The sequence below is a fragment of the Pseudomonas sp. UBA6276 genome (assembly GCF_002438365.1).
Taxonomy (GTDB): Bacteria; Pseudomonadota; Gammaproteobacteria; order Pseudomonadales; family Pseudomonadaceae; genus Aquipseudomonas; species Aquipseudomonas coleopterorum.
In genome coordinates, this window is the sequence record NZ_DJUS01000078.1 from 1 (window position 1) to 26,109 (window position 26,109).

The following is a 26,109-nucleotide window of genomic DNA, read 5'->3' on the forward strand; positions in this document are numbered from 1 at the left end:
CTGCTGCTGGAAGTGACCGATGCGGCCATCGACGTCTGGGGCGCCGACCGTGTCGGCGTGCACCTCTCGCCACGCGCCGACCTGCATGACATGGGCGACGCCAACCGCGCCGAAACCTTCACCTATGTGGCCCGCGAGCTGGGCAAGCGTGGCATCGCGTTCATCTGTGCCCGCGAGAAGGAAGGGGAAGACAGCCTGGCCGCGCAACTGCGTGATGCATTCGGCGGTCCGTACATCGTCAACGAGCGTTTCGACAAGGCTTCGGCCAACGCTGCCCTGGCCAACGGCATCGCCGATGCCGTGGCCTTCGGCGTGCCGTACATCGCCAACCCCGACCTGCCCGAGCGCCTGCAGGCCGATGCACCGCTGAACGAGCCACACCCTGAAACGTTCTACGCCAAGGGCGCTGCTGGCTATCTGGACTACCCGCGCATGTAAGCGGCAGGCCGGGCCGCTACCAGGCGCGCCCGGCCGTTCAGCGCCGCAGCTGACTGATCTGCTGTTGCAGGTTCTGCACCTGACTCTGCAAGGTGGTCAAGCTGCGCGTCGCCTGCCCGCGAAACGCATCGAATTCATTGACGCTCGGCCCACTGCTGGCCGCCGGGCGATTCTCCTGCTCGCTCTTGAGCACGATCAGGTCCTGCTCCAGACGCTCCAATTGCGCGCTGGGGTTGCTCTTCTTCAATGCGGCCAGCTCGCCGTCCAGGCTATCCAGGCGTGCCTGCAACTTGCCGGTATCCGGCTGGGCCTGCTTGAGTGCGGCAAGCTCGCTGCCCAGGCTCTTCAACTGCGCCTGCAACTGCTCGTTGAGCGCCTGCTGCGCGGCCACTTGCGACGCCGCCTGCTCCAGACGTGTCTGCAAGGTGCTCTGCTGACCGGCCACACCACTCTGCTGCTGGGTCTGCTGTGCCAACTGGTCCTGCAACTGCTTGATCTCGGCCCGCATCGCTTCGCTGCCCGACACGGCAGTGGATTGGGTGTTGGCAACCTTGCCACTGATGTCCTGTAGGCGCCCCGCCGCTTCTTCGCTGATGCGCGCGAAGCTTTCCTGGGTCGCCACCAACTGCTGCTCCATCAGGTTGATCTGCTGGAAGCTCCACCACCCCAGCCCGCCCAAGGCGATGAACAAGGCCCCGATCAGTGCCCACAGCGCGCCGGTGCTGGGCGCCTTGACGCGCACCACCGGGGTGTTGCGCGAGTACAACGCCTCGCGCTCGCGCCCGCCGCCCACCGGGGCGAAGTCGTCATCGTCGCGGGTATCGCCGCGCAGGCTGGGCAGGTTGTCGTCGAAGTCGTCGCGGGCATCTTTGCGCATGTGAGAAACCTTTGTGTCACGGGGTAATGGCCGGGACCGCGAGTATAACCTCGCAACGGTGGTCATCGACCGACCACCGAGGCAATTGGCTCAGGCGCCGGGCGCGCCCTGGGCACGCCACCAGCCACAGAACTCATCCAGCGATGCCCACAGCGAGGTCCGCGGGTCGTAACCCAGGTAGTGTCGGGCGCGGTTGATATCCAGCGTGAAATGCTCGTGCAGCGCCTGCACCTCGTAGCGCGACAGTCGCGGCCGAGGCTGGCCGGGCCAGAGCAGGCAGGCCGCCTCGCCGAGCGCAGCGCTGCCGTGGGCCAGGCCGAAATCGCGATAGCGCTGCACCTGGGGCAATTCGAGCTGGCGCATCACGTAGTTGATCACGTCCCACAACGGTATCGGCGCGCCATTGCTGATGTTGTAGACCTGATTGAGCGCGGTATCGCCCGCCGACAACGCGCCCAGCAGTGCCTGGTTGAGGTTCTGCACACTGGTGAAATCGACCTTGTTCAAGCCGTCACCGATGATCCGCAGGCGATTCTTGCGCTGCCGCTCGATCAGCCGTGCGAACTGCTGCCCGTCGCCAGCGCCGGTCACCCGATGCGGGCGCAGCACGACGGTTTCCAGGCCGAACTCGGCGGCGCCCAGGACCTTCTGCTCGGCCAGCCACTTGGTGCGCGCCTCATGGCCACGCAGGCGCTTCGGCACCCGCTCTTCCTTGAGTCCGAGGTGGCTGCGGCCGTCGACATACACCGCCGCCGACGACAGATACACCAGCCGTTGCACATGCTCCTTGAGACAGGCCTCGACGACGTTCTCGGTGACTTCGACGTTGGCCTGATGAAACGTCTGGTAGCGGCCCCAGTTACCCACGGCCCCGGCGCAATGCACCACCGCATCGATGCCTATGCACAGGCGCTTGGCCAGATCGGGGTCGAGCAAGTCACCCTGGGTGAACTGTGCACCGCGTCGAACCAGATGCTCCACCCCTTCGGCCCGGCGACCATTGATGCGCACCTCAAGCCCCTGCTCCAGCGCCAGACGCGTGAAGCGTCCGCCGATGAAGCCGCTTGCGCCGGTGACCAGAATCTTCATGAATTGCTCCGCTGTACATCGATCAATGTGTAACCGCAGCTCGCCTGGAAAAGGGCTTTGCCGCGTGCTTCGAGGTGATTTACTGGCGTGCACTGCACGCCTGGACGACGCCTGCTACCGATAGACGCGCGCAGGGCTCACAGCGGCACCAACCAGCTCCCGGCACCGTCGCGCAGATGTTGCGTGAGCCGTTCGAGCAGCTGTCCGCCGTTGCGCCAGTGATGCCAGTACAGCGGCACATCCACCGGATGTCCGACGCAGATCTCGATCAGACTGCCCTCGGCCAGCGCGTCCTCGACCTGCAGTTCTGGCACCATGCCCCAACCCATGCCGGCCTTGGCCAAACGGTTGAACCCCTCGGACGAGGGGCACAGGTGATGGAGAAAGCCCTCGGCCAGACCCAGCGATGCCAGAAAGCGGTGTTGCAGATAGTCGTCGGGGCCGAACACCAGTGCGGGCGTGCGCGGCAGATGGGCCGGGGCGAACCCGTCGGGAAAATGCCGCGCCATGAAGCCGGGGCTGGCCAGCGCCCGGTAGCGCATGGCCCCCAGCAAGAGACTGCGCGCGCCGGCCAGAGGCCGCTCGCTGGCACACAGGCAGGCCGCCACTTCACCGGCACGCATGCGCTTGAGGCCGACGTCCTGATCCTCCACCACATGGTCCAGAAGCAACTGCTCGCGAATGCAGAACTCACCTACCGCCCCCGCCCACCAGGTGCCCAGGCTGTCGGCATTCAAGGCGATGCGCAGGCGCTCGGGCATGCCCTGCTCATCCAGCGTCGGCACCTGCCCCTGCAGATCACGCTCGAGCAAGCGCACCTGCTGCACATGGTTGAGCAGGCGCCGACCGATATCGGTGGGCGCCGGTGGCGTGGCACGGATCAGCACCGGCTGACCCACCCGCGCTTCGAGCAGTTTTATCCGCTGCGACACCGCCGATTGCGACAAGCCCAGCACCTGCGCAGCACGCTCGAACCCGGTCTGTTCCACCACGGCAGCCAATGCGGCGAGCAGCTTGTAATCGAACATCAGTTTTCCTAATGAGTGATCAGCACTATTGGTTTTTCTTATACCGCGCCAGTCCTCACAATGGCCAGCTTCTAAAGGGAGAAACACCGATGTGGCAGAGTTACCTGAATGGTTTGCTGGTTTCGTTCGGCCTGATCATGGCGATCGGCACGCAGAATGCGTTCGTTCTGGCGCAGAGCCTGCGCCGCGAGCATCACCTGCCCGTGGCCCTGCTGTGTGTGACCTGTGACGCGCTGCTGGTGGCCGCCGGTGTGTTCGGCCTGGCCACGCTACTGGCGCACAATCCGACGCTGCTGGCGGTGGCGCGCTGGGGCGGCGCTCTGTTCCTGCTCTGGTACGGCGCCCAGGCGTTGCGCCGTGCCTGCTCGCGGCAGAGCCTGGAACGGGCCGACAATACCGGGCTGCGCTCGCGCAAGGCGGTGCTGCTGAGTGCCTTGGCGGTGACCCTGCTCAATCCCCATGTGTACCTGGACACGGTGCTGTTGATCGGCTCACTGGGCGCCCAGCAAAGCGTACCGGCGGCCTATGTGGCCGGCGCCACCAGTGCGTCGCTGGTGTGGTTCTTCGGCCTGGCCCTGGCTGCGGCCTGGCTGGCCCCCTGGTTGGCACGTCCCACCACCTGGCGCCTGCTCGACCTGATGGTGGCGGTGATGATGTTCGCAGTCGCGGCGCAACTGGTGTTCGCCTGAAACCGTCAGTCTGACCTGGCAAAGGCTCTGGAACCTCTATCCCACACAGTTGTTGCGTGGTTAAGGCCCCATGCCGATGCTATGATCCGGTACTGCGTCGCAAAGAGTAAAAACTCGCCGACGTTTCTCAGGCCGCCCGTGATCGGCCGTGCGCAAACCGCAACTGACCTGATTAGGAGAATCACCATGGCTTTCGAATTGCCGCCGCTGCCCTACGCCCACGATGCCCTGCAGCCGCACATCTCCAAGGAAACCCTGGAGTATCACCACGACAAGCACCACAACACCTATGTCGTGAACCTGAACAACCTGGTGCCTGGCACCGAGTTCGAAGGCAAGACCCTCGAAGAAATCGTCAAGTCGTCGTCCGGTGGCATCTTCAACAACGCCGCCCAGGTCTGGAACCACACTTTCTACTGGAACTGCCTGGCGCCCAACGCCGGTGGCCAGCCTACCGGTGCATTGGCCGAAGCCATCAACACCGCGTTCGGTTCGTTCGACACGTTCAAGGAAGAATTCACCAAGACGTCGGTCGGCACCTTCGGTTCCGGCTGGGGCTGGCTGGTGAAGAAAGCTGACGGCTCCCTGGCCCTGGCCAGCACCATCGGTGCCGGCAACCCGCTGACCAACGGCGACACCCCGCTGCTGACCTGCGACGTCTGGGAACACGCCTACTACATCGACTACCGCAACGTGCGTCCGAAGTATGTCGAGGCGTTCTGGAACCTGGTGAACTGGGACTTCGTGGCCCAGCAGTACGAAGGCCGCGCCTTCACTGCATAAGCCACATCGTTTCTGAAAAGCCCGGCCTTCGTGCCGGGCTTTTTTGTGCCCGCCTGCATTCGCCGATGGCACTTCCCGTCCAGCTTGTTGCCAGATTGTCGCTCAAGAATGCATCCAGGCCGGCCGACACACTGGCGCGCCTGTCGCCATTCGAGACAATCGGTACGATTCGCGTTCATTTGTGGCTTTACGGCCCACGGTAAGTTGCCAATACTCGTGGCATCTTGATGCCAAGCGTTCGACACAAGGAATTGCCATTGAAGCTGGAAGTCAGGAACAGCTTGTCCGTCAAGTTGCTTCGCGCGGTGCTGGTGTCGGCCCTGGTCGTGGGCATGGTGCTCAGCTGTGCGCAGATCGTCTTCGATGGCTACAAGACCCGCCAGGCCATCTCCGCCGACGCCGAGCGGATCCTGGCCATGTTCCGCGACCCTTCGACCCAGGCGCTTTACAGCCTGGACCGGGAAATGGGCATGCAGGTGATCGAAGGACTGTTTCAGGATGAAGCGGTGCGTCAAGCGTCCATCGGCCACCCCGACGAAGCCATGCTGGCCGAACGCTCGCGCCCACTGCAGAGCTTGAGCAGCCGCTGGCTGACCGATCGCATCCTGGGCCAGGAGCGCAGCTTCAGCACCCGCCTGGTCGGTCGCGGCCCGTTCAGCGAATACTACGGCGACCTGCACATCACCCTGGACACCGCCACCTATGGCGAGGACTTCATCGTCAGCTCGGTGATCATCTTCATTTCCGGCACCTTGCGCGCCCTGGCCCTGGGTCTGTTGCTGTACCTGATCTATCACTGGCTGCTGACCAAGCCGCTGTCACGAATCATCGAACACCTGCTGCAGATCAATCCCGACCGGCCTGGTGAATACCAACTGCCGTTGCCACGCGGTCATGAGCACAATGAGCTGGGCCTGTGGGTCAACACGGCCAACCAGCTCCTGGCGTCCATCGAGCGCAACACCCAGCTGCGCCACGAAGCCGAAGACAGCATGTTGCACATGGCCCAGCACGACGTGCTGACCGGCCTGGCCAACCGCGTGCAACTGCAGCAACAACTGGACAAGGTCCTGCTTGACGCGCATCGCCTGCAGCGTCGGGTCGCGGTCTTGTGCGTCGGCCTGGATGACTTCAAGGGCATCAACGAGCAGTTCGGCTACCAGACGGGCGACCTCCTGCTGCGCGCCCTGGCCGACCGCCTGCGGGCCCACAGCGGCAGGTTCGGCAACCTGGCACGCCTGGGCGGCGACCAGTTCGCGCTGGTTCAGGCGGACATCGAACAGCCCTACAAGGCAGCGGAGCTGGCGCAGCGCATTCTCGACGACCTCGATGCCCCTTTCGCGCTCGACGAGCATTCGATCCGCCTGCGCGCCACCATCGGCATCACCCTGTTTCCCGAAGACGGCGACAGTACCGAGAAGCTGCTGCAGAAAGCCGAGCAGACCATGACCCTGGCCAAGGTCCGTTCGCGCAACCGCTACCAGTTCTACATCGCCAGCGTCGACACCGAGATGCGCCGACGCCGCGAGCTGGAAAAGGACCTGCGCGAGGCACTGGCGCGCAATCAACTGCACCTGGTCTACCAGCCGCAGATCAGCTACCGCGACCACAGTATCGTCGGCGTCGAGGCGCTGCTGCGCTGGCAGCACCCGGAACACGGCCTGGTTCCCCCCGATCAGTTCATCCCCCTGGCCGAGCAGAACCGCAGCATCATCGCCATCGGCGAATGGGTCCTCAATCAGGCCTGCAGCCAGTTGCGCGAGTGGCATGACCAGGGCTTCATCGGCCTGCGCATGGCAGTCAACCTGTCCACGGTGCAGTTGCACCACAACGAACTGCCCCGCGTCGTCAGCAACATCCTGCAAATGTACCGCCTGCCGCCGCGCAGCCTGGAGCTGGAGGTGACCGAAACCGGCCTCATGGAAGACATCAGCACGGCCGCGCAGCACCTGCTGAGCCTGCGCCGCTCGGGCGCGCTGATTGCCATCGACGACTTCGGCACCGGTTATTCGTCGCTCAGTTACCTGAAGTCGCTGCCTCTGGACAAGATCAAGATCGACAAGAGTTTCGTCCAGGACGTGCTCAGCGACGAGGATGACGCGACCATCGTGCGGGCCATCATCCAGCTGGGCAAGAGCCTGAACATGCAGGTCATCGCCGAAGGTGTCGAAACTCTGGAGCAGGAGGCCTACATCGTCGCCCAGGGTTGCCACGAAGGTCAGGGCTACCTCTACAGCAAGCCGCTGGCGGCGCGTGAGTTGACGGCCCTGCTCAAGCAATCGGAGCGCAGCCGTACCCACCTCACCTCGACGCCGTCGCAGAGTTAGCGCAACGCGTCAGCCTGAAGCTTTTTTCACATTAGCCCTTTACAGAAAATGCATATCTTTCGCATTATGGCGCAGTTTTGCGCGCCCTCCGCGCGCCCGCTCGCCACTCTTGACGCAGGATTTCGCCATGATTCGTACGCCCCTGGCCACCGCCAGTCTGCTGGCCATCGCCATCGCTCTTGCCGGCTGCGACAGCAAGGACAAGCAAACCACCACCGCCGCCCAGACCCCAGCCCCGGCCGCCTCAGCGCCGGCGGCCCCGGCTGCGGTGCCCACGGCTTCCGGCACCCTCGACGAGGCTGCGGCCAAGGCCGTGGTCGCCCACTACGCGGACATCGTGCACGCCACGTTCGAAGATGCCCTGACCACCGCTCAGGCATTGCAGAAAGCCGTCGACGCCTTCCTTGCCGCGCCCAGCGACGCCACCTTGAAAGCTGCGCGCGATGCCTGGGTTGCCTCGCGTCCTTCGTACCTGCAGACCGAGACCTTTCGTTTCGGCAATACCTTGATCGATGACTGGGAAGGTCAGGTCAACGCCTGGCCCCTGGACGAAGGCCTGATCGACTACACCGACAAGAGCTACGAGCACGCCCTGGGCAACCCCGGCGCTACCGCCAACATCATCGCCAACAAAATCATCCAGGTCGGTGAAGACAAGGTCGACGTCAGCGACATCACGCCCGAGAAGCTCGCCAGCCTGAACGAACTCGGTGGTTCGGAAGCCAACGTCGCTACCGGCTACCACGCCATCGAATTCCTGCTCTGGGGCCAGGACCTAAACGGTACCGGCCCAGGCGCCGGCAACCGTCCAGCGTCCGACTACCTGGAAGGCGCCGGTGCCACCGGTGGCCACAACGACCGTCGTCGTGCCTACCTCAAGGCCGTCACCGACCTACTGGTCAGCGACCTCGAAGAGATGCTCGCCAACTGGAAACCCAACGTCGCCGACAACTACCGCGCCACCCTGGTGGGCGAGCCGGTCGACAGCGGCCTGCGCAAGATGCTCTTCGGCATGGGCAGCCTGTCCCTCGGCGAATTGGCCGGCGAGCGCATGAAGGTCGCCCTGGAAGCCAACTCGCCGGAAGACGAGCACGACTGCTTCAGCGACAACACGCACAACTCGGCGTTCTACAATGCCAAGGGTATCCGCAACGTCTACCTGGGCGAGTACACCCGTACCGACGGCACCAAGCTGACCGGTGCAAGCCTGTCCTCGCTGGTGGCCAAGGCCGACCCGGCCACCGATACCGCGTTGAAGGCCGACCTGGCCGACACCGAAGCCAAGATGCAGGCCATCGTCGACCGCGCCAACAAGGGCGAGCACTTCGACCAGCTGATCAGCAGCGATAACGCCGCCGGCCAGCAAGTGGTGCGCGATGCCATCGCCGCCCTGGTCAAGCAGACCGGCGCTATCGAGCAGGCCGCCGGCAAACTGGGTATTACCGATCTCAACCCGGACACCGCCGACCACGAGTTCTGATCGATCCGGGCTGCACCGACAGGCACTCGCGCGTCCGGTGCAGCCCGTTCACCCAAGGCTCGAAAGCCCGTAGAGGCGAAGCGGGCGGCGAGTCCGCTGCCCGCCAGGCTTTCACAGCCCCATCGCCAAACTTTCAACCGATTCCCACAGCTTCCAGACCATGCGCACAGCCCTGCCCTGCTTCGTCTCTCTGCTTCTGGCCTGCGGCCTGGGCGGGTGCGACGACGCCCCGCGCTTCACCCAGGCCGAACCTGGCGAAGCGAACAGCGCGGGCCAGGCCACGGTGCGCAAATTCGACGTCAACGCCTACTCCATGCCTTCGGCCAATCTGTCACCGGTCCGGCGCCTGGATTTCAGCGTGGGCAACAGTTTCTTCCGCAGCCCGTGGGTCATCGCGCCATCCACCACCACCGCGCGCGACGGCCTGGGGCCGCTGTTCAACACCAATGCCTGCCAGAACTGCCACATCAAGGACGGTCGCGGCCACCCACCCGAGGACGACGCGCTGAGTGCCGTGTCCATGCTGGTACGCCTGTCGCTGCCCGACAGCCCGAACTACCTGCGCGAGATCGAGCGTCTGGGCGTGGTGCCCGAACCGGTCTATGGCACGCAATTGCAGGACATGGCCATCCCCGGTCACGCCCCTGAAGGCAAGGTACGGGTGACCTACCAGAGCGTGCCGGTGCGCTTCAAGGACGGTACGCAGATCGAACTGCGCAAGCCGCAGTTGCAGATCAGCCAACTGGGCTACGGCGACCTGCATCCCGATACACGCTTCTCCGCGCGGATCGCGCCACCGATGATCGGTCTGGGCCTGCTCGAAGCGATCAGCGAGCAGGACATCCTGGCCAATGCCCGTCACCAGGCCGAGACCGCCGGCCCGATCAAGGGTCGGCCCAACCAGGTATGGGACGATGCCCAGAGCCGTACCGTGCTCGGCCGCTTCGGCTGGAAAGCCGGGCAGCCCAACCTGAATCAGCAGAATGTGCATGCCTTCTCCGGCGACATGGGGCTGACCACTTCGCTGCGTCCGTTCGATGAGTGCACGGCGGCGCAAACCGCCTGCCGTGGGGCGATCAATGGCAATGGCCCGGGCGGCGAACCCGAAGTCAGTGATAACATTCTGCGCCTGGTGCTGTTCTACACCCGCAACCTGGGCGTACCTGCACGCCGCGACGTCGACTCTGCGCAGGTGCTGGCCGGCAAGAATCTGTTCTACCAGGCTGGCTGTCAGGGTTGCCATGTGGCGCAATACACCACGGCAAGCGACGCCGCGGAACCGGAGTTGCGCAACCAGACGATTCGCCCCTATACCGATCTGCTGCTGCACGACATGGGCCCAGGCTTGGCCGACGGACGCAGCGAGTTCAAGGCCGGCGCACAGGACTGGCGGACGCCGCCGCTGTGGGGCATCGGCTTGAGCGAAACGGTCAGCGGGCACAGCCAGTTCCTTCACGACGGCCGTGCGCGCAACCTGCTCGAGGCCGTGCTGTGGCACGGCGGCGAGGCCGAAGCGGCGAAACAGCAGGTATTGCAATTCGACGACCAGCAGCGCGCTGCGCTGCTGGCGTTCTTGAACTCTCTCTAGATGACTACACGTTTCAGGAGCCTACATGTTCCGTCCCAAGCTGCTCTTCACCGGCCTCGCTGCCCTGGCACTGGGCGCCTGCTCGCCCCAAGACCAGCAAGCCGTCACCAGTGCTGCCATCGCCAAGCAGGTCATCCTGCCGACTTATAGCCGTTGGGTAGAAGCCGATCGGCAACTGGCCGCCAGCGCCCTGGCATTCTGCCAAGGCTCCCAGCCACTGGACGCCGCGCGCGCTGATTTCCTCAAGGCGCAAAAAGCCTGGGCCGAGCTGCAACCCTTGCTGATCGGCCCGCTGGCCGAAGGCAACAAGGCCTGGTCGGTGCAGTTCTGGCCGGACAAGAAAAACCTGGTCGGGCGCCAGGTCGAGCAGCTCGCCAACGCCGAGCAACCCATCGATGCACAGAGCCTGGCCAAGGCCAGCGTGGTGGTGCAGGGCCTGTCGGCGTACGAGTACATCCTTTTCGACAGCAAGCCGGAAATTGCCGATGCCGCGCAGAAGGCTCGCTATTGCCCGCTGCTCACTGCCATCGGCGAGCACCAGAAAGCACTGGCCGAAGAGATTCTCGCCAGTTGGAACAGCGCCGACGGCATGCTTGCGCAGATGACCAAGTTTCCCAACCAGCGCTACGCCGATTCCCACGAGGCCATCGCCGACGTCCTGCGGGCCCAGGTCACCGCACTCGACACCCTGAAGAAGAAGCTCGGCGCGCCCATGGGCCGCCTCACCAAGGGCATCGCCCAACCCTACCAGGCCGAAGCCTGGCGAAGCGTCCAGTCGATACACAGCGTGCGGGCCAGTCTGGCGGCCGCGCAGACCGTCTGGGTCGGCGTCGACAACAAGGGCCTGCGCGGCCTGCTGCCCAGCGACCAGAAAGCCTTGGCGGACAAGATCGATGCGGCCTACGCTACGTCCATGAAGCTGCTCGACAGCAACACGCGCAGCCTGGGCGACCTGCTTGGCGACGATGCCGGCAAACAGTTTCTCAACACCCTCTATGACAGCCTCAACGTGGTCCACCGCCTGCACGAAGGCGAATTGGCCCGCGCCCTGAACATCCAGCTGGGCTTCAATGCCAACGACGGTGACTGACGATGATCGCACGCTCGGCGCAGAAGCTGACCCAAGTGCTGCTCAAGGCCCTCACCCTGGGCAATTGGACACTGTCCAGGCACGCACAGCGTGAACCGCTGTTGCTGTCAGCCCGGGACGATGCCGATGGCGGGCACTACGCCGTGGGTTATCGGCTGGACGGCCGTGAGGTGTTCGCCACCCAGGTCGGCCAACGCTGTCATGACATCGTCGACCACCCGACCTTGCCGGTGGCCATCTTCGTCGCGCGTCGTCCCGGCACCCAGAGTTACCTGATCGACCTGCGCGATGGGGCGCTGCTGCAAACCCTGGAATCGCGCCCTGATCGGCATTTCTATGGCCACGCCGTGATTCACAAGGACGGCGAATGGTTGTATGCCACCGAGAACGACACCACCGATCCAGGCCGTGGCGTGCTGGGTGTCTATCGCTTCGTCGATGGGCGCCTGGTGCACAGCGGCGAGTTGTCCACCCACGGTATCGGCCCGCATCAGGTGTCATGGATGACGGACGGCGAAACCCTGGTGGTGGCCAACGGTGGCATCCGCACCGAAGCTGAAAGCCGGGTCGAGATGAACCTGGACGCCATGCAGCCCAGCCTGGTGATGATGCGTCGCGATGGCTCGCTGCTGAGCAAGGAATGCCTGGAGCAGCCGATGAACAGCGTGCGGCATCTGGCGATCAGTGCCGACGATACCGTGTTCGCCTGTCAGCAGTTCATGGGCCCGAGCCACGAGAGCGCCCCGCTGCTGGCCGTCAAGCGACCGGGCCAGGCCTTTCAGGCCTTCCCTGTTTCGCTGGAACAATTGCAGTCGATGGGGCACTACACCGCCAGCGTCGCAGTGCACAGCGAACTGCGCCTGGTGGCACTCACCGCGCCCAGGGCCAACCGTTTCTTCATCTGGGACATGGACAGCGGTGCGGTGAAACACGACGGCACTCTGCCCGATTGCGCGGGCGTCGGTGCCGTGGAAGATGGTTTCGTGGTGACCTCGGGGCAAGGCCGCTGCCGCTACTACGACTGCCGCGCTCCACAGCTGGTGGGAGCGCCGCTGCAACTGCCGTCGGGGCTTTGGGACAATCACCTGTACCTGCACCTGAACGTGGCTTGAATACAGGTGAGCTGGGTGCCTTACCCCTGAGTGCGTACGCCCTGGCTCAGGCCAAGCATGAACAGGATGAAATCCTTGTCCGGAGTGACGGCCATCTGCGCCTTCTGCGAGCGCGGCAACGGACAGTTGCCCTCGCCGTGGGCAGCGCTGAGGATGGCCGAGCGCGGTTGTTCCCACGCTGCTACCGCCGCGGTGGCCACGCCTAGCGCCGCCACCAGAAACAAACCTCGTGCGATTTCTAGTTTCATCACTGTAAACCTTTGATGGAGCTGCCGAATGCCGCCTCATAAAGGTAGATCAGCTTGCGCCAGTCCGGATCACTGAACGACGAATGGCGACGCAGCTGCTTCATGTCGTGTGAGGCCGCCTGCTGAGCGGTCATGCGTTGACGGCACTTCTCCAGGTCCAGCAGCGCCACTTCACCGCGCGCATTGCTACCTTCGCCCGTCACGCGGACGAATACGTGCTTGATGTAGATACAGCTGTGTTGCCAGCGTCCGCGGTGCATGCGCGCCAGGTTGGTCGCCAGGCTCTGCAGAACCTGTTCGTAGACTGCTTCGCCATGACGCTCGCGACCGCCACCCTGCAACCAATGCTCGAACTCTTCGAAACCGTCCAGCGACTTCGTCACCAGCAGTGCTTGCCACTCGTTGTTCTCGTCGCGCTGGGTGCCACAGAAGATCATCTTCGGCACGTTGACGTCCAGTTGGTAGAGCGCGGTCAACGCATCGCGTTCGCGCAATACCGTGGGACGACCAAACGGGTGCAGCCAGCTGCGATAGATGTGTCCGACCTGACGTTTGACGTAGATCATCTGCCCGTCGGCCGCGAACAGGCGTTGCACGCCGCTTTCGCCGCCACGGCGCACGTTGGGCTCCTCCACCCACGCGCCCTGCTGCCGCCAGTAGTGATCGAAGCCGGCCTTGCCGCTTACCGTGCCTGCCGTCATGCCCTCAACCGCCATCCTGCTTACCCCTTACGTAGAACGTATACTCGCCACATGGCGTACATCGGCAAAAAGTCCAGGCGCTCCTGAATACGGAAACCGGCCTGGATGAACTCCGCTTCCACGGTTGCCGCAGGCAACACGAAGCGGTTCTGATACTCGTCCTGATCGTTGCGCAGACGTCGACGCTGTTCGGCCCGCTCACGCTTCCAGGCCTTGAAGTTGCCGTCGACCCACAGCGACAACACCACGCTGTCACGGGTTACCCGGTGAAACTGCCTGAGAATGGTCAGGCGGTGTTCGGCTTCACCGATGTGGTGCAGCAACCTCATGCAAAAGATGCTGTCTACCGAATTGTCCGGCAGCGCAATATCGAACGCCGAGGTCTGCAACGGCTGCACCCGCTCCACGATCTCCTTGGGTTGCGAGGCGCACGCCGTTTCGACCATCGCCGCCGAATTGTCCGCACCGATGATCACGCGGTTGTGCTTCTCGGCCAGCAGCGGCCAGAAGCGACCGGCACCACACGGCAGGTCCAGCACCAGGCCAGGCTCGCCGACCAGCGCCAGTGCCTTACGGGCCAGTTGCTCGTCGCGCCTGTGTGACATGCGTCGAGCAAAACTGTTGCGATGTTTATCAAAATATTTCTGCGCGTGGGCGCGGTCATACTTCTCGGAAAATTCCAACTTGACGGGATCGGACATGGGGCACGCCTCTAGGACAGATGGCGCACACCTTATTCATCCAACCGTCATGGCCAGGTCATGTCACTGTGAAAAATTTGTCAGAAATTTCCTAGGTGATACAGGATATTTCCTACAGTAATGGCACGCGGCAGTTGGAAGCAAGCATCAGGCCAATGCGTGCTTGCCCAATCCAAGTTCGATGGTGAAGCGACAGCCGTGCGGTTCGACAGGCTCCAACTGAACCTGCCAGCCCTGGTCTTCGCAGATGCGCTGAACCAGCGACAACCCCAGGCCCAGCCCCTCTCCGCGCTTTTCAGGGCCGCGCACGAACGGCTGGAACATGGCCTCTCGCTGAGCCTCGGGAATGCCCACGCCGCTGTCTTCCACATGGAAGCTGGTTGCGTCGAGCGTCAGGCGGATGAAGCCTTGGTCGGTGTAATGCAGCGCGTTGCGCAACAAGTTACCCATCACGGCGTGTAGAAAGGTACCGTTGTAGGTCTGCGCCAAAGGCGTTCCAGCAACGAACTCCAGGCTCAGGCCCTTCTTTTCGATCGCCGGTCTCCACTGCGTCATCAGGTCTTCGGCGACCTGCCCCAGGGTGGCTGGTGCCACGCGGCCGCTGTCATCGCGCTGAGCGCGCGCCAGCATCAGGAAAGTCTGCACCAGATCGCGCATGTCCTCGCAGGCGCGCGCGATGCGCTGTACCTGGGCGCGCGATCGCTCGGGCAGTGCCGGATTTTCCAGCAGCAGTTCGCAGGAACTGGCTAGTACCATCAGCGGCGTGCGCAATTCATGGCTGACGTCGCTGGTGAACAGGCGCTCGCGGGTCAGTGCATCGCGCAGGCGGCCAAGGGTGGCATCGAACGCCACGGCCAGCTCACCGACTTCGTCGGCCGTGTAGTCCGGCGCCAGGGGCGGCGCCATGCCGAGGATCTGATCACGATGGCGGACCTGACGCGCCAGGCGCACGACGGGCGCCATGACCTTGCGCGCCAGCACCCAGCCGAGAAAGATCGCCAGGGCCAGGCTGAGAACGAAACCCACCAGTACCACGGCGAACAGCACGCGCTCACGCTCTTCGAAATCGCTCTGGTCCTGCAACAGGGCGTAGCGACGGCCGTCGACCACCTGGATCATCGCGTGGTAGGACAACTTGTCGCGGAACACCTCGTGGAAGCCGACCGGCAAATGTTTCACGTCCGGCGCCAGCTCGAATTCGCCGGGACCTCCATCGTAGTAGAACAACTGGTCGGGTTCGGGGCGGTGGCTCCAGTCGGCGCCGTTGTCCATCAGCAGCAGGCGCTGCAGGTCGCCGCCCAGGCCTGCGGAAATCAACCGTTCTTCGACCAGGTGCACGGTGGCCACGATACCGACCGCGAAAGCGCCCGCCACCAGGGCGCTCATCAAGGCAAAGGCGATGATGATGCGTTGTGCGAGGCTCTGCTTAAACTCCATCGCGGCCTTCGGCGAGGCGGTAACCCACGCCATGCACGGTGTGAAGCAGAGGCTTGTCGAACGGTTTGTCGATCACCTGACGCAACTGGTGGACGTGACTGCGCAGGCTGTCGCTGTCGGGGCAGTCATCGCCCCACAGGGCTTCTTCCAGCACTTCGCGGCGCAGCACATGGGGGCTCTTCTGCATCAGCACGGCGAGCAGCTTGAGGCCCACCGGGTTGAGCTTGAGCAGGCGGCCCTCGCGGGTGACTTCCAGGGTGTCGAGGTCGTAGATCAGATCGCCGACCTGCAGCGAGCGACGACCACCGCCCTGGGCACGGCGCAGGACCGCTTCGATGCGCGCCGCCAACTCGGACAGCGCGAACGGCTTGAGCAGGTAGTCGTCGGCACCGGAACGAAAGCCCTGCAGGCGGTCATCGAGCTGATCGCGTGCAGTGAGCATGATCACCGGCGTATCGCGTCGCGCGTCTTCGCGCAGGCGCTTGCACAGCGTATAGCCGTCGATGCCCGGGAGCATGATGTCGAGCACGATCAGGTCGTAATGTTCGGTGGCCGCCAGGTGCAGGCCGGACAGACCGTCCTGGGCGCAGTCGACGGTGTAGCCTTTCATACCCAGGTAATCGGCCAGGTTGGCCAGGATGTCGCGGTTGTCTTCAACCAATAGGATTCGCATGGGCAGATCTCCGAGTGCTGCTGTCGCCCCGACGGGGCTCGCGCAGCTTATAGGCTGGGCAGGCATAAAAAAACCCCGGCCATGACTGGCCGGGGTTTTTCTTACCTGTAAACAGGTAGAGCGCGAGGGCTCGCTTACATCATGCCGCCCATGCCACCCATGCCGCCCATGTCTGGCATGCCGCCGCCAGCTGCGCCTTCGGCTTTCGGCTTGTCAGCGATGGCTGCTTCGGTCGTCAGGATCAGACCACCGATGGAAGCTGCAGCCTGCAATGCCGAACGGGTCACCTTGGTAGGATCCAGGATACCCATTTCGATCATGTCGCCGTAGACGCCAGTTGCAGCATTGTAACCGTAGTTACCTGCGCCGTTCTTGACTTCGTTGACCACAACGCTTGGCTCGTCGCCGGAGTTGGCAGCGATCTGGCGCAGCGGTGCTTCGACTGCGCGACGCAGTACAGCGATACCGACGTTCTGGTCGGCGTTGTCGCCGGTCAGGTTGGTCAGCGCTTCCAGAGCACGGATCAGCGCAACGCCACCGCCAGGAACCACACCTTCTTCGACGGCTGCGCGGGTTGCGTGCAGGGCGTCTTCAACGCGGGCTTTCTTCTCTTTCATTTCAACTTCGGAACCAGCGCCTACCTTGATCACTGCAACGCCGCCAGACAGCTTGGCCAGACGTTCCTGCAGTTTTTCACGGTCGTAGTCCGAGGAAGTTTCGCCAATCTGCTGACGAATCTGGTTGATACGGGACTGGATGTCGCCTTCAACGCCAGCACCGTCAACGATGATGGTGTTTTCCTTGGAGATGGTCACGCGCTTGGCGCTGCCCAGGTTCTCCAGGGTGGCACTTTCCAGGCTCAGGCCGATCTCTTCGGAGATGACGGTGCCGCCGGTCAATACGGCGATGTCCTGCAGCATGGACTTGCGACGGTCACCGAAGCCAGGCGCCTTGACGGCAGCGACTTTGACGATACCGCGCATGTTGTTCACGACCAGAGTCGCCAGGGCTTCGCCTTCGACGTCTTCGGAAACGATCAGCAGCGGACGACCGGCCTTGGCAACGGCTTCCAGCACCGGCAGCATTTCGCGGATGTTGGAGATTTTCTTGTCGACCAGCAGGATCAGCGGGCTGTCCAGCTCGGCAACCATGGTTTCCGGCTTGTTGACGAAGTACGGGGACAGGTAACCACGGTCGAACTGCATGCCTTCTACAACCGACAGTTCGTTTTCCAGGCCAGTGCCTTCTTCAACGGTGATCACGCCTTCTTTACCGACTTTTTCCATGGCTTCGGCAATGATGTCGCCGATGGAGCTGTCGGAGTTGGCGGAGATGGTGCCGACCTGAGCGATAGCCTTGGTATCGGCACATGGTTTGGACAGGTTTTTCAGCTCAGCAACGACGGCGATGGTCGCTTTGTCGATGCCGCGCTTGAGGTCCATCGGGTTCATGCCAGCAGCGACGGCCTTGTAGCCTTCGTTGACAATGGCTTGAGCCAGAACGGTAGCGGTAGTGGTGCCGTCGCCTGCGTCATCGTTGGCACGGGAGGCAACGTCTTTGACCAGCTGCGCGCCCATGTTTTCGAAACGGTCTTCGAGCTCGATTTCCTTGGCAACGGAAACGCCGTCCTTGGTGATGGTCGGAGCGCCGAAGCTTTTCTCGATGATCACGTTACGGCCTTTCGGGCCCAGGGTCGCTTTTACCGCGTCAGCCAGGACGTTGACGCCAGTGAGCATTTTCTTGCGGGCGGAGTCGCCGAATTTAACTTCTTTAGCAGCCATGATCGATTTCCTTGAATACTGGGGAGTAACGGGCGTTCAGTGGTATCAGCCTTCGACGACGGCGAGGATTTCGTTCTCACTCATCACCAGCAGGTCTTCACCGTCGACCTTGACGGTGTTGCTGCCCGAGTAAGGGCCGAAGACCACCTTGTCACCCACCTTGACGGCCAGCGCGCGGACTTCGCCGCTATCCAGGATCTTGCCGGTGCCCACTGCGACGATTTCGCCACGGTTGGGTTTTTCAGCGGCCGAACCTGGCAGAACGATACCGCCAGCGGTTTTGGACTCTTCTTCGCTGCGACGGATAACGACGCGGTCATGCAGAGGACGAAGCTTCATTGTCGATCTCTCCTAATTATGGTTTTCATCGGCCGGTGTGTACCGGCGGCGTGGATCTTCCGGCGTAACCGGTCGCGTCTTGCAGCGCAAGACGCGGAAACATGTGTGGCGCTGATGCCACAAACCTTGCGGTGACCCATACATGAGGTCGGCGCGCGGGATTACAAGGGCCAGGGTGAAAAATTTCCATGCCGACGGCCAAAAGAAACGGCGCCCGAAGGCGCCGTCGACACGCTGCAAGGCATTTTTCAGCGATCGGTACGCCCTGTTTCGCGTCCGACCACTTCACCTTCGATGACCTCGCCTTCGATCACGTGGGCGCGATAGGCCTGGGTCGAACCACCCGAGGGTGGCATGTCATCGGCGAACGCGCGCTGGCGCATGGCCTGCGCCTGGGCCCGCTCCCGCACCTTGCGGATCAGGAAATGCCGGGTGAAGGGCAGCAGGCACAGCACGCCGAACACATCGGTGATGAAGCCGGGCACGATCAGCAGGACACCGCCCATTGCGGTGACCAGGCCATTGAACATCTGCTCGGCAGGCAGCTCGCCCCGCTGCAGACTGGCGCGGGTGCGCAGAACCGTGGCCAGGCCGGCCACGCGCATCACCAATACACCCAGCACCGAGCCGGCAATGATGAGCAACAGCGCGGGGAAAAACCCGACTGCAGTGCTCACCTTGAAGAAGACGTACAGTTCCAATACGGGGAACAACAGGAACAGCAATAGAAAAGCGCGCATCAAATGGTTTCCTCTACGGAAGAATGCCTTCCAGTAGACCCTAGATGACGTCAATAAATCGTTAATTCAAGGCAGGGGCGAATCGATGGCACCGCACATGCCCGCAAAACCCGCGTCCCTCGCGGCCTTGCGGACATGTGTCGGCGTATTGCAAGGTTACCAGGCGACGCCGAAACCAGCTGTGTAACGGGTGCTGTCGAGGTCGGCGCCACTGGTGCCGCTGACCAGGTCCTTTTCGGCCTTGAGATTGAGCGATGCCCATTCGGTAACCTTGTAGCGCAGGCCCACTTCGGCATCCAGGCTGTAATCGGCCACGTTGCTGATCGGCTTGCCAAGTTCGCCGTTGGTGAAGAACTCCACCGTCTTGCCGATCAGGTAGCGGTTGTAGTCCCACTTCATGGCCACGGAATAGAAGTTGTCCTTGTCGCCGTCGGCGTATTGGAAGTCGGTGCGGTTGAACAGGCCGCCCAGCGAGAACGCCCCGAGTTCGTCATCCCAGAACTGGTAGCCAGGACCGGTACCGATGGTGCGCTGGCGCTCCAGGTCTTCGATCTTGTCGCGCTTGTAATCCAGGCGCCCTTGCCAGAACCACTGATCGGTGAAGAAGCGGTCGAGGGAGTATTCCAAGGCGAAATTGTCAGTGGTGACGACGCTGTCCTGGGACTCGCGGTTGTACTCGCCCGAGCCGATGTGGCGCCACTTGCCGTGCCGGGCGGTGGTCTTGAAGGCGACGTTATAGTCGTCGGTATCGGTTTCGGCGCGCTTGTAGTCCAGGCCCATGTCGACATTGCCCTTGATCTGCAGGTCGGTGACCACGGGCTTGGGCTTGATGATCTGCTGGATGCTGGCCAGTTCGACGGTCTTGGGCGCCTCACCGTTCTGCAGGATGACCTTGCCATCCTCGGCGGCTTTGATCGACTTGGGTTTCTCGCCCATGTAGTCATCCTGCTTGACCAGAAGCTCTTGATCGCTCTCCATGGTCTTGATCTGTTTCCAGTCCAGCGGAATCGAGCCGCCGTATTCGGTCTTGATCATCAGCTTGCCACCGTCGAACACGGTAATCTTGCCGGAAATGCGGTCACCGTTTTTCAGCCAGACCGTATCGGCAAAGGTCGCGGTAGAAGTGGAAGCCAGGGCAAGGCACAGCAGGGTTCTAGGCAACATAGGCAGATTCTGGGGGCTCTGATGTGTAGGAAATGCGGCATTATTCGGTAGGACTAGATCCGAGCAAGGACAGACACTCAGATGACAGACGAGTTCAATTCTCAACTGCAGAATGACCCCGATCAGGCCGCGGCCATTCGCCGCACCGCGCTCTACACCGTGCTGGCTCAAGTGCCAGAAGGCAAAGTCGTGACCTATGGGCAGCTCGCCGAACTGGCCATGCTCGGTCGCGCGGCGCGCTGGGTCGGGCGAACCTTGAGCCAACTGCCGGACGGCACCCGTCTACCCTGGCATCGCGTGGTCGCCGCCGGCGGGCGGCTGAGCCTTGAGGCGGGAACGTCCAGCGGCGCCGAACAACGGGCGCGCCTGCGCAGCGAAGGCGTACTGATCATGAAGAATCGCGTCGATATGGCACGCCATGGCTGGCGTCCAGAGCAAGCATGCGGTTAGAGTGCGCGCTTTGTTTCGCAAACTGAGGCAGATTCCAGCCCATGCCCCGTAAAACCTGGCGCGCCGCGCTCGCCGCTTATGCCAGCCCTTCCACCGTTGTGCTTCTGCTGCTCGGTTTCGCTGCCGGCCTGCCGTACATGCTGGTGTTCTCGACCCTCTCGGTGTGGTTGCGTGAAGCAGGCGTCGCCCGTGAAACCATCGGCTATGCCAGCCTCATCGGTCTGGCCTATGCCTTCAAATGGGTATGGTCGCCGCTGCTCGACCAATGGCGGTTGCCGCTGCTCGGCAAGCTGGGGCGGCGGCGCTCCTGGCTGGTGCTGGCACAGGCACTGGTGATTCTCGGTCTGGTGGGCATGAGTTTCTGCGATCCGCAAAAACATCTGTCGTGGTTGATCGCCATTGCCGTCGTGGTCGCCTTCGCGTCGGCCACCCAAGACATCGCCGTGGATGCCTACCGCCTGGAGATCGCCGAAGATCAGCGCCAGGCCGCCCTCGCTGCCAGCTACATGGCCGGTTACCGTGTGGCCGCGCTGCTGGCCACCGCCGGTGCCCTGTATTTCGCCGAAGGCTTCGGCTCCACGGGATTCGCCTATCTGCATCAGGCCTGGGCCAACACCTACCTGCTGTTCGGCTTGTTGATGGTGCCAGCGCTGATCACCACCCTGGTCATGCGTGAACCGCCGGTGGCGCTGCGCACGCAATTGTCGGCGGCGCGCTACGGCTTCAGCCATCAATTGATGTCGGTGTTCGTGCTGATCGTGCTGCTGGTGTCGGTACCGGCCATGTTCACCCAGCTGTACAACACCGATTTCGCCAGCGTGCTGTTCGGCAGCCAGAGCCTGATCGACCTGCTGCTCGAAGACCGGGCATTTCTGCGTGCCCTGCTCTACATCATTCTGACCGCCGCGTGCCTGTCGTCGGTCGGTCGCCGCGGGCTGGCGCCGGTGCTGACCCCGGTCAACGACTTCATTCTGCGCTACCGCTGGCAAGCCTTGCTGCTGCTGGGGCTGATCGCGACCTATCGGATGTCCGATACGGTCATGGGGGTCATGGCCAACGTGTTCTACATCGACCAGGGCTTCACCAAGGACCAGATCGCCAGCGTCAGCAAGATCTTCGGCCTGATCATGACCCTGCTCGGCGCCGGCTTCGGCGGCTTGCTGATCGTGCGCTTCGGCATCCTGCCGATCCTGTTCATCGGCGGCATCACTTCGGCCGGGACCAATTTGCTGTTCCTGATGCTGGCCGACATGGGGCCGAACCTGAAGATGCTGGTGTTGACCATCTCGCTGGACAATTTCAGTTCCGGCCTGGCCACCTCGGCCTTCGTCGCCTACCTGTCGAGCCTGACCAACCTCAAGTTCTCGGCCACGCAATATGCGCTGCTGAGCTCGATCATGCTCCTGCTGCCGCGCCTGATCGGTGGTTATTCAGGGGTCATGGTCGAGAAGTTCGGCTATCACAACTTCTTCCTGATCACCGCCCTGCTCGGCGTGCCGACGCTGCTGCTGATCGCCCTGCACTGGAAGCAGGAGAATGCGCGCATCGCCCGCGAGGGGCCCGACGAAGAAGCGACGTGACAAAAAAGCCCCGGCCATGACGACCGGGGCTTTTTCGTTACGCCTCGCAAGACGGCTCAGACTGGCTGCTTGGCTTCTTCCTGCATCACGCGGATGACCCGCTGCGGGAACGGAATGTCGATACCCTCGGCGCGCAGGCGATCGCGAATCTCGCCGTTGAGCATGTTGGTCACTCCGCCGAAGTCGCCGGTGTTCACCCATATGCGCAGGGACACGGTGATCGAACTGTCGCCCAGGGCGGCCACCACGGCCTCGGGTGCCGGTGTCTGCAACACGCGCGGGTCCTTGGCCAGGTCCAGCAGGATCTCGCGGGCCTTCTGCAGGTCGGCGTCGTAGTCCACGCCGATGTCGAAGGTGATCTTGCGCGTGGGCTGACGGTTGGTGTTGGTGATGATGCCGTTGGACAGGTTGCCGTTGGGCAGGATCACCGTGCGGTTGTCGCCGGTGCGCAATACGGTGTGAAAGATCTGGATGGAGTCGACGGTACCGCTCACACCCTGAGCTTCGATCCAGTCACCGATGCGGAAAGGACGAAACAGCAGGATCAGCACGCCGCCAGCGAAGTTCGCCAGGCTGCCTTGCAGAGCCAGGCCGATGGCCACGGTCGCACCACCGATGGCAGCGACGAACGAAGTGGTTTCGATGCCGATGGTCGAGGCGACGCTGACCAACAGCAGAATCTTCAAAACGACGTTGGCCAAGGTGCCGATGAAACGCTGCAACGCCAGGTCGATATGCCGCAACGCCAAGAGTTTCTGCAGGCTGGCGGTGACCCTGTTGATCAGCCACCACCCTACACACAGCACCACCAGCGCCAGGACGACCTTGCTGGCATATTGCATGACCATCGGAATCCAGGCTTGTGAAGCCTTTACCAGATGATCGACTTCTGCGTTCAAATCCATGGGGTTCTCCTACCACCGTAATACACGTATGCCCCCGACCACATGGGATCGCGTCCCTCGGGGGCACCTGCTCCGACGCCTCGGGCAGCCCAAGGTTTCATCAATCGCGGAAGTTGTTGAACTGCAGGGGCATGCCGAATTCCTTGGCGCGCAGGGCGGCAATCGCCTCCTGCAGGTCATCACGCTTCTTGCCGGTGATGCGCACCTGCTCACCCTGGATGGCCGCTTGCACCTTGAGCTTGGCATCCTTGACGTGGGCGACGATCTTCTTCGCCAGTTCCTTTTCGATGCCTTCGCGCAGCACGGCTTCCTGCTTCATTTCCTTGCCCGAGGCATAGGCGTCCTTGATCTCGAGGCACTGCACGTCGATCTTGCGCTTGACCAGGGCCATCTTGAGGATCTCGATCATGGCTTCGAGCTGGAACTCGGCTTCGGCGGTCAAGGTGACCGTGAGGTCCTTGAAGGCGAAGCTGCCTTTGCCTTTGAGGTCGTAACGGCGATCCAGCTCCTTGATGGCGTTGTCGACCGCGTTGGTGACTTCGTGCTTGTCCAACTCGGACACTACGTCGAACGAGGGCATGTGTTTCCTCCGGAAAATGATCGGCGGCTCGCTGAAAGAAGGAGCGCGCCTGGCTTGACGATTGAAATGCCCGCTCATTATAAGGGAGCCGGCATTGTGAAAGGCCACCTGCGGCTTGAATTCAGGCGCGGGTCATCCATTTTTCGAGCGAGTCTGCGATGCGCGAGCAACACCCCACCCATGAGCCTGCGGCCGAGCAGCCAGTGGATCGGACCTGGCATGTACTGGGCGTCGGCAGCCTGGGCGTGTTGTGGGCGTGCCGACTGGCTCGTGCCGGTGTGCCGGTGCATCTGCTGCTGCGCGATGCCGCACGGGTGCAGGCGTACCTCCAGGCCGGTGGGCTGAGCTTGACCGAAGGCGCGCAGACCCATGCTCACCTGCTGCCCGCCACGAGCGTCGCCGGTGATGGACCGATCACGCGTCTGCTGCTGGCGTGCAAGGCTTACGATGCGCAGGCGGCCGTCGCCAGTGTCGCCGCGCGCCTGGTGCCGGGCGCCGAAGTGATCCTGTTGCAGAACGGCATGGGCAGTCAGCAAGCGGTAGCGCGGATGCTGCCGCACACACGCTGCATCTATGCTTCGACGACCGAAGGGGCCTATCGCGCTGGTGACTTCCAGGCGGTCTTCGCCGGGCAGGGACTGACCTGGCTGGGTGATGCCGACCCAAACTGCGCAGAGGCTCCGACGGCGCTGCTGGCCGACCTGGCTCGGGCTGGCATCGCGCATCAGTGGACAGACGCTATCGAATCGCGCCTGTGGCGCAAGCTGGCCCTCAACTGCGCGATCAATCCGCTGACCGTGTTGTATGGCTGTCGCAACGGGGCGTTGGCCGATCACCCTGACGAAGTGACCGCGCTGTGCGCCGAGCTGGCACGACTGCTGCGAGCGTGTGGCCAGGCAGACGCCGCCGACGGGCTGCATGAAGAGGTGCTAAGGGTCATCCAAGCGACGGCTGCCAACTACTCTTCGATGTATCAGGACGTCGACCAGGGTCGCCGAACCGAGGTCGACTACCTGCTGGGCTACGCCTGCGCAGCAGCGCTCGACCGGCAGTGCGAGGTGCCGGGTCTACACACATTGCAGGCACGACTGATCAAGGCCCTGCACAAGCCCTGAAGCCGCGTCGCTCCTTTCTCGGCCAATAAGCGCTCTCACAGTGCCTGCAGCACACTTTGCTACACTGCGGCTCTGCCCTGCACTGCCTTGGAAGCGATCACACCCATGCCCCTGCGCCAGAGACTCGAGAACCTGCCGGTTGGCCAGAAACTGCTGGCCGCCCTGCTGGTGCTGTTGACCACCGTGCTGCTGGTCGCCAACCTGACGTTCATCAGCGCGGCCTATTGGATCTCCCAGGAGAGCATGGCACCCCAGGCCCTGCAAACCATTGGCCGGCTGCTGGCCAACCCCAGCCTCGCGCAGCGGGCGGTGGGCTCGCCGCAGGAAGCCGAGGCCCTGCTCGAAGAACTCAATGGCTATTCGCCACTGCGCGCCGCCGCCATCTACGATGCCCAGGGCGAGCGCCTGGCCCAGTTGCAGCACGGCGATCGATTGAAGATGCCCGCGCGCTTCGACAGCATCGAAAGCTGGCGTTCCACCGAATTCCGCAGCACCCAGTTGGTGCCACTGCCCAACGCCGGCCATCTGTTGCTGGTGGCCAGCAGCGAGCTGCCCGTGGCGTTCTACACCGGCACCCTCACTGCGAGCCTCGGCATCCTGGTGTTCAGCGTGCTGTTGTGGCTGGTCATCGCCCGGCAGATCAAGCGCCTGATCACCCAGCCCATCTATCGCCTCGAAGAACTGTCGCGCCAGGTCACCCGCGAGGAGAACTACGCCCTGCGCGCAGGCCGCGGCAACCATGACGAGATCGGCAGTCTGGCGGAAGCCTTCAACACCATGCTCTCGCGCATCGAGGCGCGCGAACAGCAGCTCAAGCGAGCCCGCGACGAGTCTCAGGCGGCCTACGACCAGGCCCAGGGACTGGCCGAGGAAACCCGCCACACCAACCGCAAGCTCGAACTTGAAGTCCAGGTGCGCAGCAAGATCGAAAAGAAGCTCACCGGTTTCCAGAACTACCTCAACAGCATCATCGACTCCATGCCGTCGGCACTCATCGCCCTCGACGAGCAACTGTACGTCACCCAATGGAACCAGGAGGCCAGCGCCCTTTCCGGCACGCCTCTGGACGAGGCGCTGAATCAACCGATCTTTCTCGCGTTCGCCCCACTCAAGCCGTTCCTGCCGCAACTCAAGACCACCGTGGAACAACACACGGTGGCCAAGATCGAGCGGGTGACCTGGGTCAAGGACGAC

The 26,109-nt window shown here is 63.0% G+C and carries 25 protein-coding genes and 1 pseudogene; 12 read left to right on the forward strand and 14 right to left on the reverse strand.

Annotated features, from left to right (window positions below; all coding sequences use genetic code 11):
- A pseudogene (locus tag B2V21_RS08990) lies at positions 1 to 438 on the forward strand (alkene reductase); the annotation flags it as partial.
- Positions 439 to 475: 37 nt separating this feature from the next.
- Here B2V21_RS08990 and B2V21_RS08995 read toward each other — a convergent pair.
- The 3 genes from B2V21_RS08995 to B2V21_RS09005 all read right to left on the reverse strand — a co-directional run bounded on the left by B2V21_RS08995 (position 476) and on the right by B2V21_RS09005 (position 3,432).
- Complete coding sequence (locus B2V21_RS08995) at positions 476 to 1,315, reverse strand: ATPase (RefSeq protein WP_286916656.1); 840 nt, start codon at positions 1,313 to 1,315, stop codon at positions 476 to 478.
- A 90-nt stretch (positions 1,316 to 1,405) separates the two neighbouring features.
- Positions 1,406 to 2,404, reverse strand: a complete 999-nt coding sequence (locus B2V21_RS09000) for an NAD-dependent epimerase/dehydratase family protein (RefSeq protein ID WP_286916657.1) — start codon at positions 2,402 to 2,404, stop codon at positions 1,406 to 1,408.
- Positions 2,405 to 2,541: 137 nt separating this feature from the next.
- Positions 2,542 to 3,432, reverse strand: a complete 891-nt coding sequence (locus B2V21_RS09005; protein WP_286916658.1) for a LysR family transcriptional regulator ArgP — start codon at positions 3,430 to 3,432, stop codon at positions 2,542 to 2,544.
- An 89-nt stretch (positions 3,433 to 3,521) separates the two neighbouring features.
- Between B2V21_RS09005 and B2V21_RS09010 the strand changes: the two genes are divergently transcribed.
- The 7 genes from B2V21_RS09010 (at position 3,522) to B2V21_RS09040 (ending at position 12,501) form a co-directional block, all read left to right on the forward strand.
- On the forward strand, positions 3,522 to 4,121 hold the full coding sequence (locus B2V21_RS09010; protein WP_122741502.1) for a LysE/ArgO family amino acid transporter: 600 nt from the start codon (positions 3,522 to 3,524) through the stop codon (positions 4,119 to 4,121).
- Positions 4,122 to 4,307: 186 nt separating this feature from the next.
- Complete coding sequence (locus B2V21_RS09015; RefSeq protein WP_043186911.1) at positions 4,308 to 4,904, forward strand: superoxide dismutase; 597 nt, start codon at positions 4,308 to 4,310, stop codon at positions 4,902 to 4,904.
- Between the two features lie 257 nt (positions 4,905 to 5,161).
- Complete coding sequence (locus tag B2V21_RS09020) at positions 5,162 to 7,231, forward strand: putative bifunctional diguanylate cyclase/phosphodiesterase (protein WP_286916667.1); 2,070 nt, start codon at positions 5,162 to 5,164, stop codon at positions 7,229 to 7,231.
- Between the two features lie 127 nt (positions 7,232 to 7,358).
- Positions 7,359 to 8,711: an imelysin family protein gene (locus tag B2V21_RS09025; RefSeq protein ID WP_049860648.1), complete on the forward strand. Its 1,353-nt coding sequence runs from the start codon at positions 7,359 to 7,361 to the stop codon at positions 8,709 to 8,711.
- Positions 8,712 to 8,871: 160 nt separating this feature from the next.
- Positions 8,872 to 10,299 carry a di-heme oxidoredictase family protein gene (locus B2V21_RS09030; protein WP_286916659.1) on the forward strand — a complete coding sequence of 476 codons (1,428 nt, stop codon included), beginning with the start codon at positions 8,872 to 8,874 and terminating at the stop codon, positions 10,297 to 10,299.
- 25 nt (positions 10,300 to 10,324) lie between these two features.
- Positions 10,325 to 11,389 carry an imelysin family protein gene (locus B2V21_RS09035; protein ID WP_286916660.1) on the forward strand — a complete coding sequence of 355 codons (1,065 nt, stop codon included), beginning with the start codon at positions 10,325 to 10,327 and terminating at the stop codon, positions 11,387 to 11,389.
- A 2-nt stretch (positions 11,390 to 11,391) separates the two neighbouring features.
- On the forward strand, positions 11,392 to 12,501 hold the full coding sequence (locus tag B2V21_RS09040; RefSeq protein WP_286916661.1) for a DUF1513 domain-containing protein: 1,110 nt from the start codon (positions 11,392 to 11,394) through the stop codon (positions 12,499 to 12,501).
- 20 nt (positions 12,502 to 12,521) lie between these two features.
- Here B2V21_RS09040 and B2V21_RS09045 read toward each other — a convergent pair whose 3' ends face one another.
- The 9 genes from B2V21_RS09045 to B2V21_RS09085 form a co-directional block, all read right to left on the reverse strand.
- A complete protein-coding gene (locus B2V21_RS09045) occupies positions 12,522 to 12,749 on the reverse strand; it encodes a hypothetical protein (protein WP_049860644.1) in 228 nt (75 codons plus the stop codon).
- Entirely contained in the window at positions 12,749 to 13,465 is a 717-nt protein-coding gene (locus tag B2V21_RS09050) for a lipopolysaccharide kinase InaA family protein (RefSeq protein ID WP_376787097.1), read from the reverse strand. The genes B2V21_RS09045 and B2V21_RS09050 overlap by 1 nt, the downstream gene beginning before the upstream one ends.
- A gap of 5 nt (positions 13,466 to 13,470) precedes the next feature.
- Positions 13,471 to 14,151, reverse strand: coding sequence for a class I SAM-dependent methyltransferase (locus B2V21_RS09055; protein ID WP_049860642.1), 681 nt, complete (start codon positions 14,149 to 14,151; stop codon positions 13,471 to 13,473).
- A gap of 147 nt (positions 14,152 to 14,298) precedes the next feature.
- Positions 14,299 to 15,588 carry a sensor histidine kinase gene (locus B2V21_RS09060; protein ID WP_192000203.1) on the reverse strand — a complete coding sequence of 430 codons (1,290 nt, stop codon included), beginning with the start codon at positions 15,586 to 15,588 and terminating at the stop codon, positions 14,299 to 14,301.
- Positions 15,578 to 16,261 (reverse strand): two-component system response regulator ColR, encoded by a 684-nt coding sequence (gene colR, locus B2V21_RS09065; protein WP_043186890.1) that lies wholly within the window; start codon positions 16,259 to 16,261, stop codon positions 15,578 to 15,580. Before colR ends, B2V21_RS09060 begins: the two co-directional genes overlap by 11 nt.
- Before the next feature lie 134 nt (positions 16,262 to 16,395).
- Positions 16,396 to 18,042, reverse strand: a complete 1,647-nt coding sequence (groL, locus tag B2V21_RS09070) for a chaperonin GroEL (RefSeq protein ID WP_049860640.1) — start codon at positions 18,040 to 18,042, stop codon at positions 16,396 to 16,398.
- Between the two features lie 45 nt (positions 18,043 to 18,087).
- Entirely contained in the window at positions 18,088 to 18,381 is a 294-nt protein-coding gene (locus B2V21_RS09075; protein WP_043186886.1) for a co-chaperone GroES, read from the reverse strand.
- 248 nt (positions 18,382 to 18,629) lie between these two features.
- The gene (locus B2V21_RS09080) at positions 18,630 to 19,121 is read right to left on the reverse strand and encodes an FxsA family protein (RefSeq protein WP_286916663.1); all 492 of its coding nucleotides are present in this window, start codon (positions 19,119 to 19,121) and stop codon (positions 18,630 to 18,632) included.
- A gap of 156 nt (positions 19,122 to 19,277) precedes the next feature.
- Positions 19,278 to 20,285 (reverse strand): DUF481 domain-containing protein, encoded by a 1,008-nt coding sequence (locus B2V21_RS09085; protein ID WP_056845064.1) that lies wholly within the window; start codon positions 20,283 to 20,285, stop codon positions 19,278 to 19,280.
- An 81-nt stretch (positions 20,286 to 20,366) separates the two neighbouring features.
- On the opposite strand from B2V21_RS09085, the gene B2V21_RS09090 reads away from it, so the two are divergent.
- Complete coding sequence (locus B2V21_RS09090; RefSeq protein WP_056845063.1) at positions 20,367 to 20,735, forward strand: MGMT family protein; 369 nt, start codon at positions 20,367 to 20,369, stop codon at positions 20,733 to 20,735.
- Positions 20,736 to 20,776: 41 nt separating this feature from the next.
- Positions 20,777 to 22,315, forward strand: coding sequence for an AmpG family muropeptide MFS transporter (locus tag B2V21_RS09095; protein WP_056845062.1), 1,539 nt, complete (start codon positions 20,777 to 20,779; stop codon positions 22,313 to 22,315).
- A gap of 56 nt (positions 22,316 to 22,371) precedes the next feature.
- On the opposite strand, the gene B2V21_RS09100 is transcribed toward B2V21_RS09095, so the two are convergent.
- Entirely contained in the window at positions 22,372 to 23,220 is an 849-nt protein-coding gene (locus B2V21_RS09100; RefSeq protein ID WP_286916664.1) for a mechanosensitive ion channel family protein, read from the reverse strand.
- Between the two features lie 100 nt (positions 23,221 to 23,320).
- Positions 23,321 to 23,800: a YajQ family cyclic di-GMP-binding protein gene (locus B2V21_RS09105; protein ID WP_049860634.1), complete on the reverse strand. Its 480-nt coding sequence runs from the start codon at positions 23,798 to 23,800 to the stop codon at positions 23,321 to 23,323.
- A 158-nt stretch (positions 23,801 to 23,958) separates the two neighbouring features.
- Here B2V21_RS09105 and B2V21_RS09110 point away from each other — a divergent pair, with 158 nt between their 5' ends.
- On the forward strand, positions 23,959 to 24,915 hold the full coding sequence (locus tag B2V21_RS09110; RefSeq protein ID WP_286916665.1) for a putative 2-dehydropantoate 2-reductase: 957 nt from the start codon (positions 23,959 to 23,961) through the stop codon (positions 24,913 to 24,915).
- Between the two features lie 105 nt (positions 24,916 to 25,020).
- Positions 25,021 to 26,109 (forward strand): PAS domain-containing protein (locus B2V21_RS09115; protein WP_286916666.1); only part of this gene is annotated, 1,089 nt, incomplete at its 3' end.

Excerpts from the sequence above, each read along its gene's own strand:
- B2V21_RS08995 (WP_286916656.1), bottom strand. The coding sequence starts at position 1,315 with ATGCGCAAAGATGCCCGCGACGACTTCGACGACAACCTGCCCAGCCTG.
- B2V21_RS09000 (WP_286916657.1), bottom strand. The coding sequence starts at position 2,404 with ATGAAGATTCTGGTCACCGGCGCAAGCGGCTTCATCGGCGGACGCTTC.
- B2V21_RS09005 (WP_286916658.1), bottom strand. The coding sequence starts at position 3,432 with ATGTTCGATTACAAGCTGCTCGCCGCATTGGCTGCCGTGGTGGAACAG.
- B2V21_RS09010 (WP_122741502.1), top strand. The coding sequence starts at position 3,522 with ATGTGGCAGAGTTACCTGAATGGTTTGCTGGTTTCGTTCGGCCTGATC.
- B2V21_RS09015 (WP_043186911.1), top strand. The coding sequence starts at position 4,308 with ATGGCTTTCGAATTGCCGCCGCTGCCCTACGCCCACGATGCCCTGCAG.
- B2V21_RS09025 (WP_049860648.1), top strand. The coding sequence starts at position 7,359 with ATGATTCGTACGCCCCTGGCCACCGCCAGTCTGCTGGCCATCGCCATC.
- B2V21_RS09030 (WP_286916659.1), top strand. The coding sequence starts at position 8,872 with ATGCGCACAGCCCTGCCCTGCTTCGTCTCTCTGCTTCTGGCCTGCGGC.
- B2V21_RS09035 (WP_286916660.1), top strand. The coding sequence starts at position 10,325 with ATGTTCCGTCCCAAGCTGCTCTTCACCGGCCTCGCTGCCCTGGCACTG.
- B2V21_RS09040 (WP_286916661.1), top strand. The coding sequence starts at position 11,392 with ATGATCGCACGCTCGGCGCAGAAGCTGACCCAAGTGCTGCTCAAGGCC.
- B2V21_RS09045 (WP_049860644.1), bottom strand. The coding sequence starts at position 12,749 with ATGAAACTAGAAATCGCACGAGGTTTGTTTCTGGTGGCGGCGCTAGGC.
- B2V21_RS09050 (WP_376787097.1), bottom strand. The coding sequence starts at position 13,465 with ATGGCGGTTGAGGGCATGACGGCAGGCACGGTAAGCGGCAAGGCCGGC.
- B2V21_RS09055 (WP_049860642.1), bottom strand. The coding sequence starts at position 14,151 with ATGTCCGATCCCGTCAAGTTGGAATTTTCCGAGAAGTATGACCGCGCC.
- B2V21_RS09060 (WP_192000203.1), bottom strand. The coding sequence starts at position 15,588 with ATGGAGTTTAAGCAGAGCCTCGCACAACGCATCATCATCGCCTTTGCC.
- colR (WP_043186890.1), bottom strand. The coding sequence starts at position 16,261 with ATGCGAATCCTATTGGTTGAAGACAACCGCGACATCCTGGCCAACCTG.
- groL (WP_049860640.1), bottom strand. The coding sequence starts at position 18,042 with ATGGCTGCTAAAGAAGTTAAATTCGGCGACTCCGCCCGCAAGAAAATG.
- B2V21_RS09075 (WP_043186886.1), bottom strand. The coding sequence starts at position 18,381 with ATGAAGCTTCGTCCTCTGCATGACCGCGTCGTTATCCGTCGCAGCGAA.
- B2V21_RS09080 (WP_286916663.1), bottom strand. The coding sequence starts at position 19,121 with ATGCGCGCTTTTCTATTGCTGTTCCTGTTGTTCCCCGTATTGGAACTG.
- B2V21_RS09085 (WP_056845064.1), bottom strand. The coding sequence starts at position 20,285 with ATGTTGCCTAGAACCCTGCTGTGCCTTGCCCTGGCTTCCACTTCTACC.
- B2V21_RS09090 (WP_056845063.1), top strand. The coding sequence starts at position 20,367 with ATGACAGACGAGTTCAATTCTCAACTGCAGAATGACCCCGATCAGGCC.
- B2V21_RS09095 (WP_056845062.1), top strand. The coding sequence starts at position 20,777 with ATGCCCCGTAAAACCTGGCGCGCCGCGCTCGCCGCTTATGCCAGCCCT.
- B2V21_RS09100 (WP_286916664.1), bottom strand. The coding sequence starts at position 23,220 with ATGGATTTGAACGCAGAAGTCGATCATCTGGTAAAGGCTTCACAAGCC.
- B2V21_RS09105 (WP_049860634.1), bottom strand. The coding sequence starts at position 23,800 with ATGCCCTCGTTCGACGTAGTGTCCGAGTTGGACAAGCACGAAGTCACC.
- B2V21_RS09110 (WP_286916665.1), top strand. The coding sequence starts at position 23,959 with ATGCGCGAGCAACACCCCACCCATGAGCCTGCGGCCGAGCAGCCAGTG.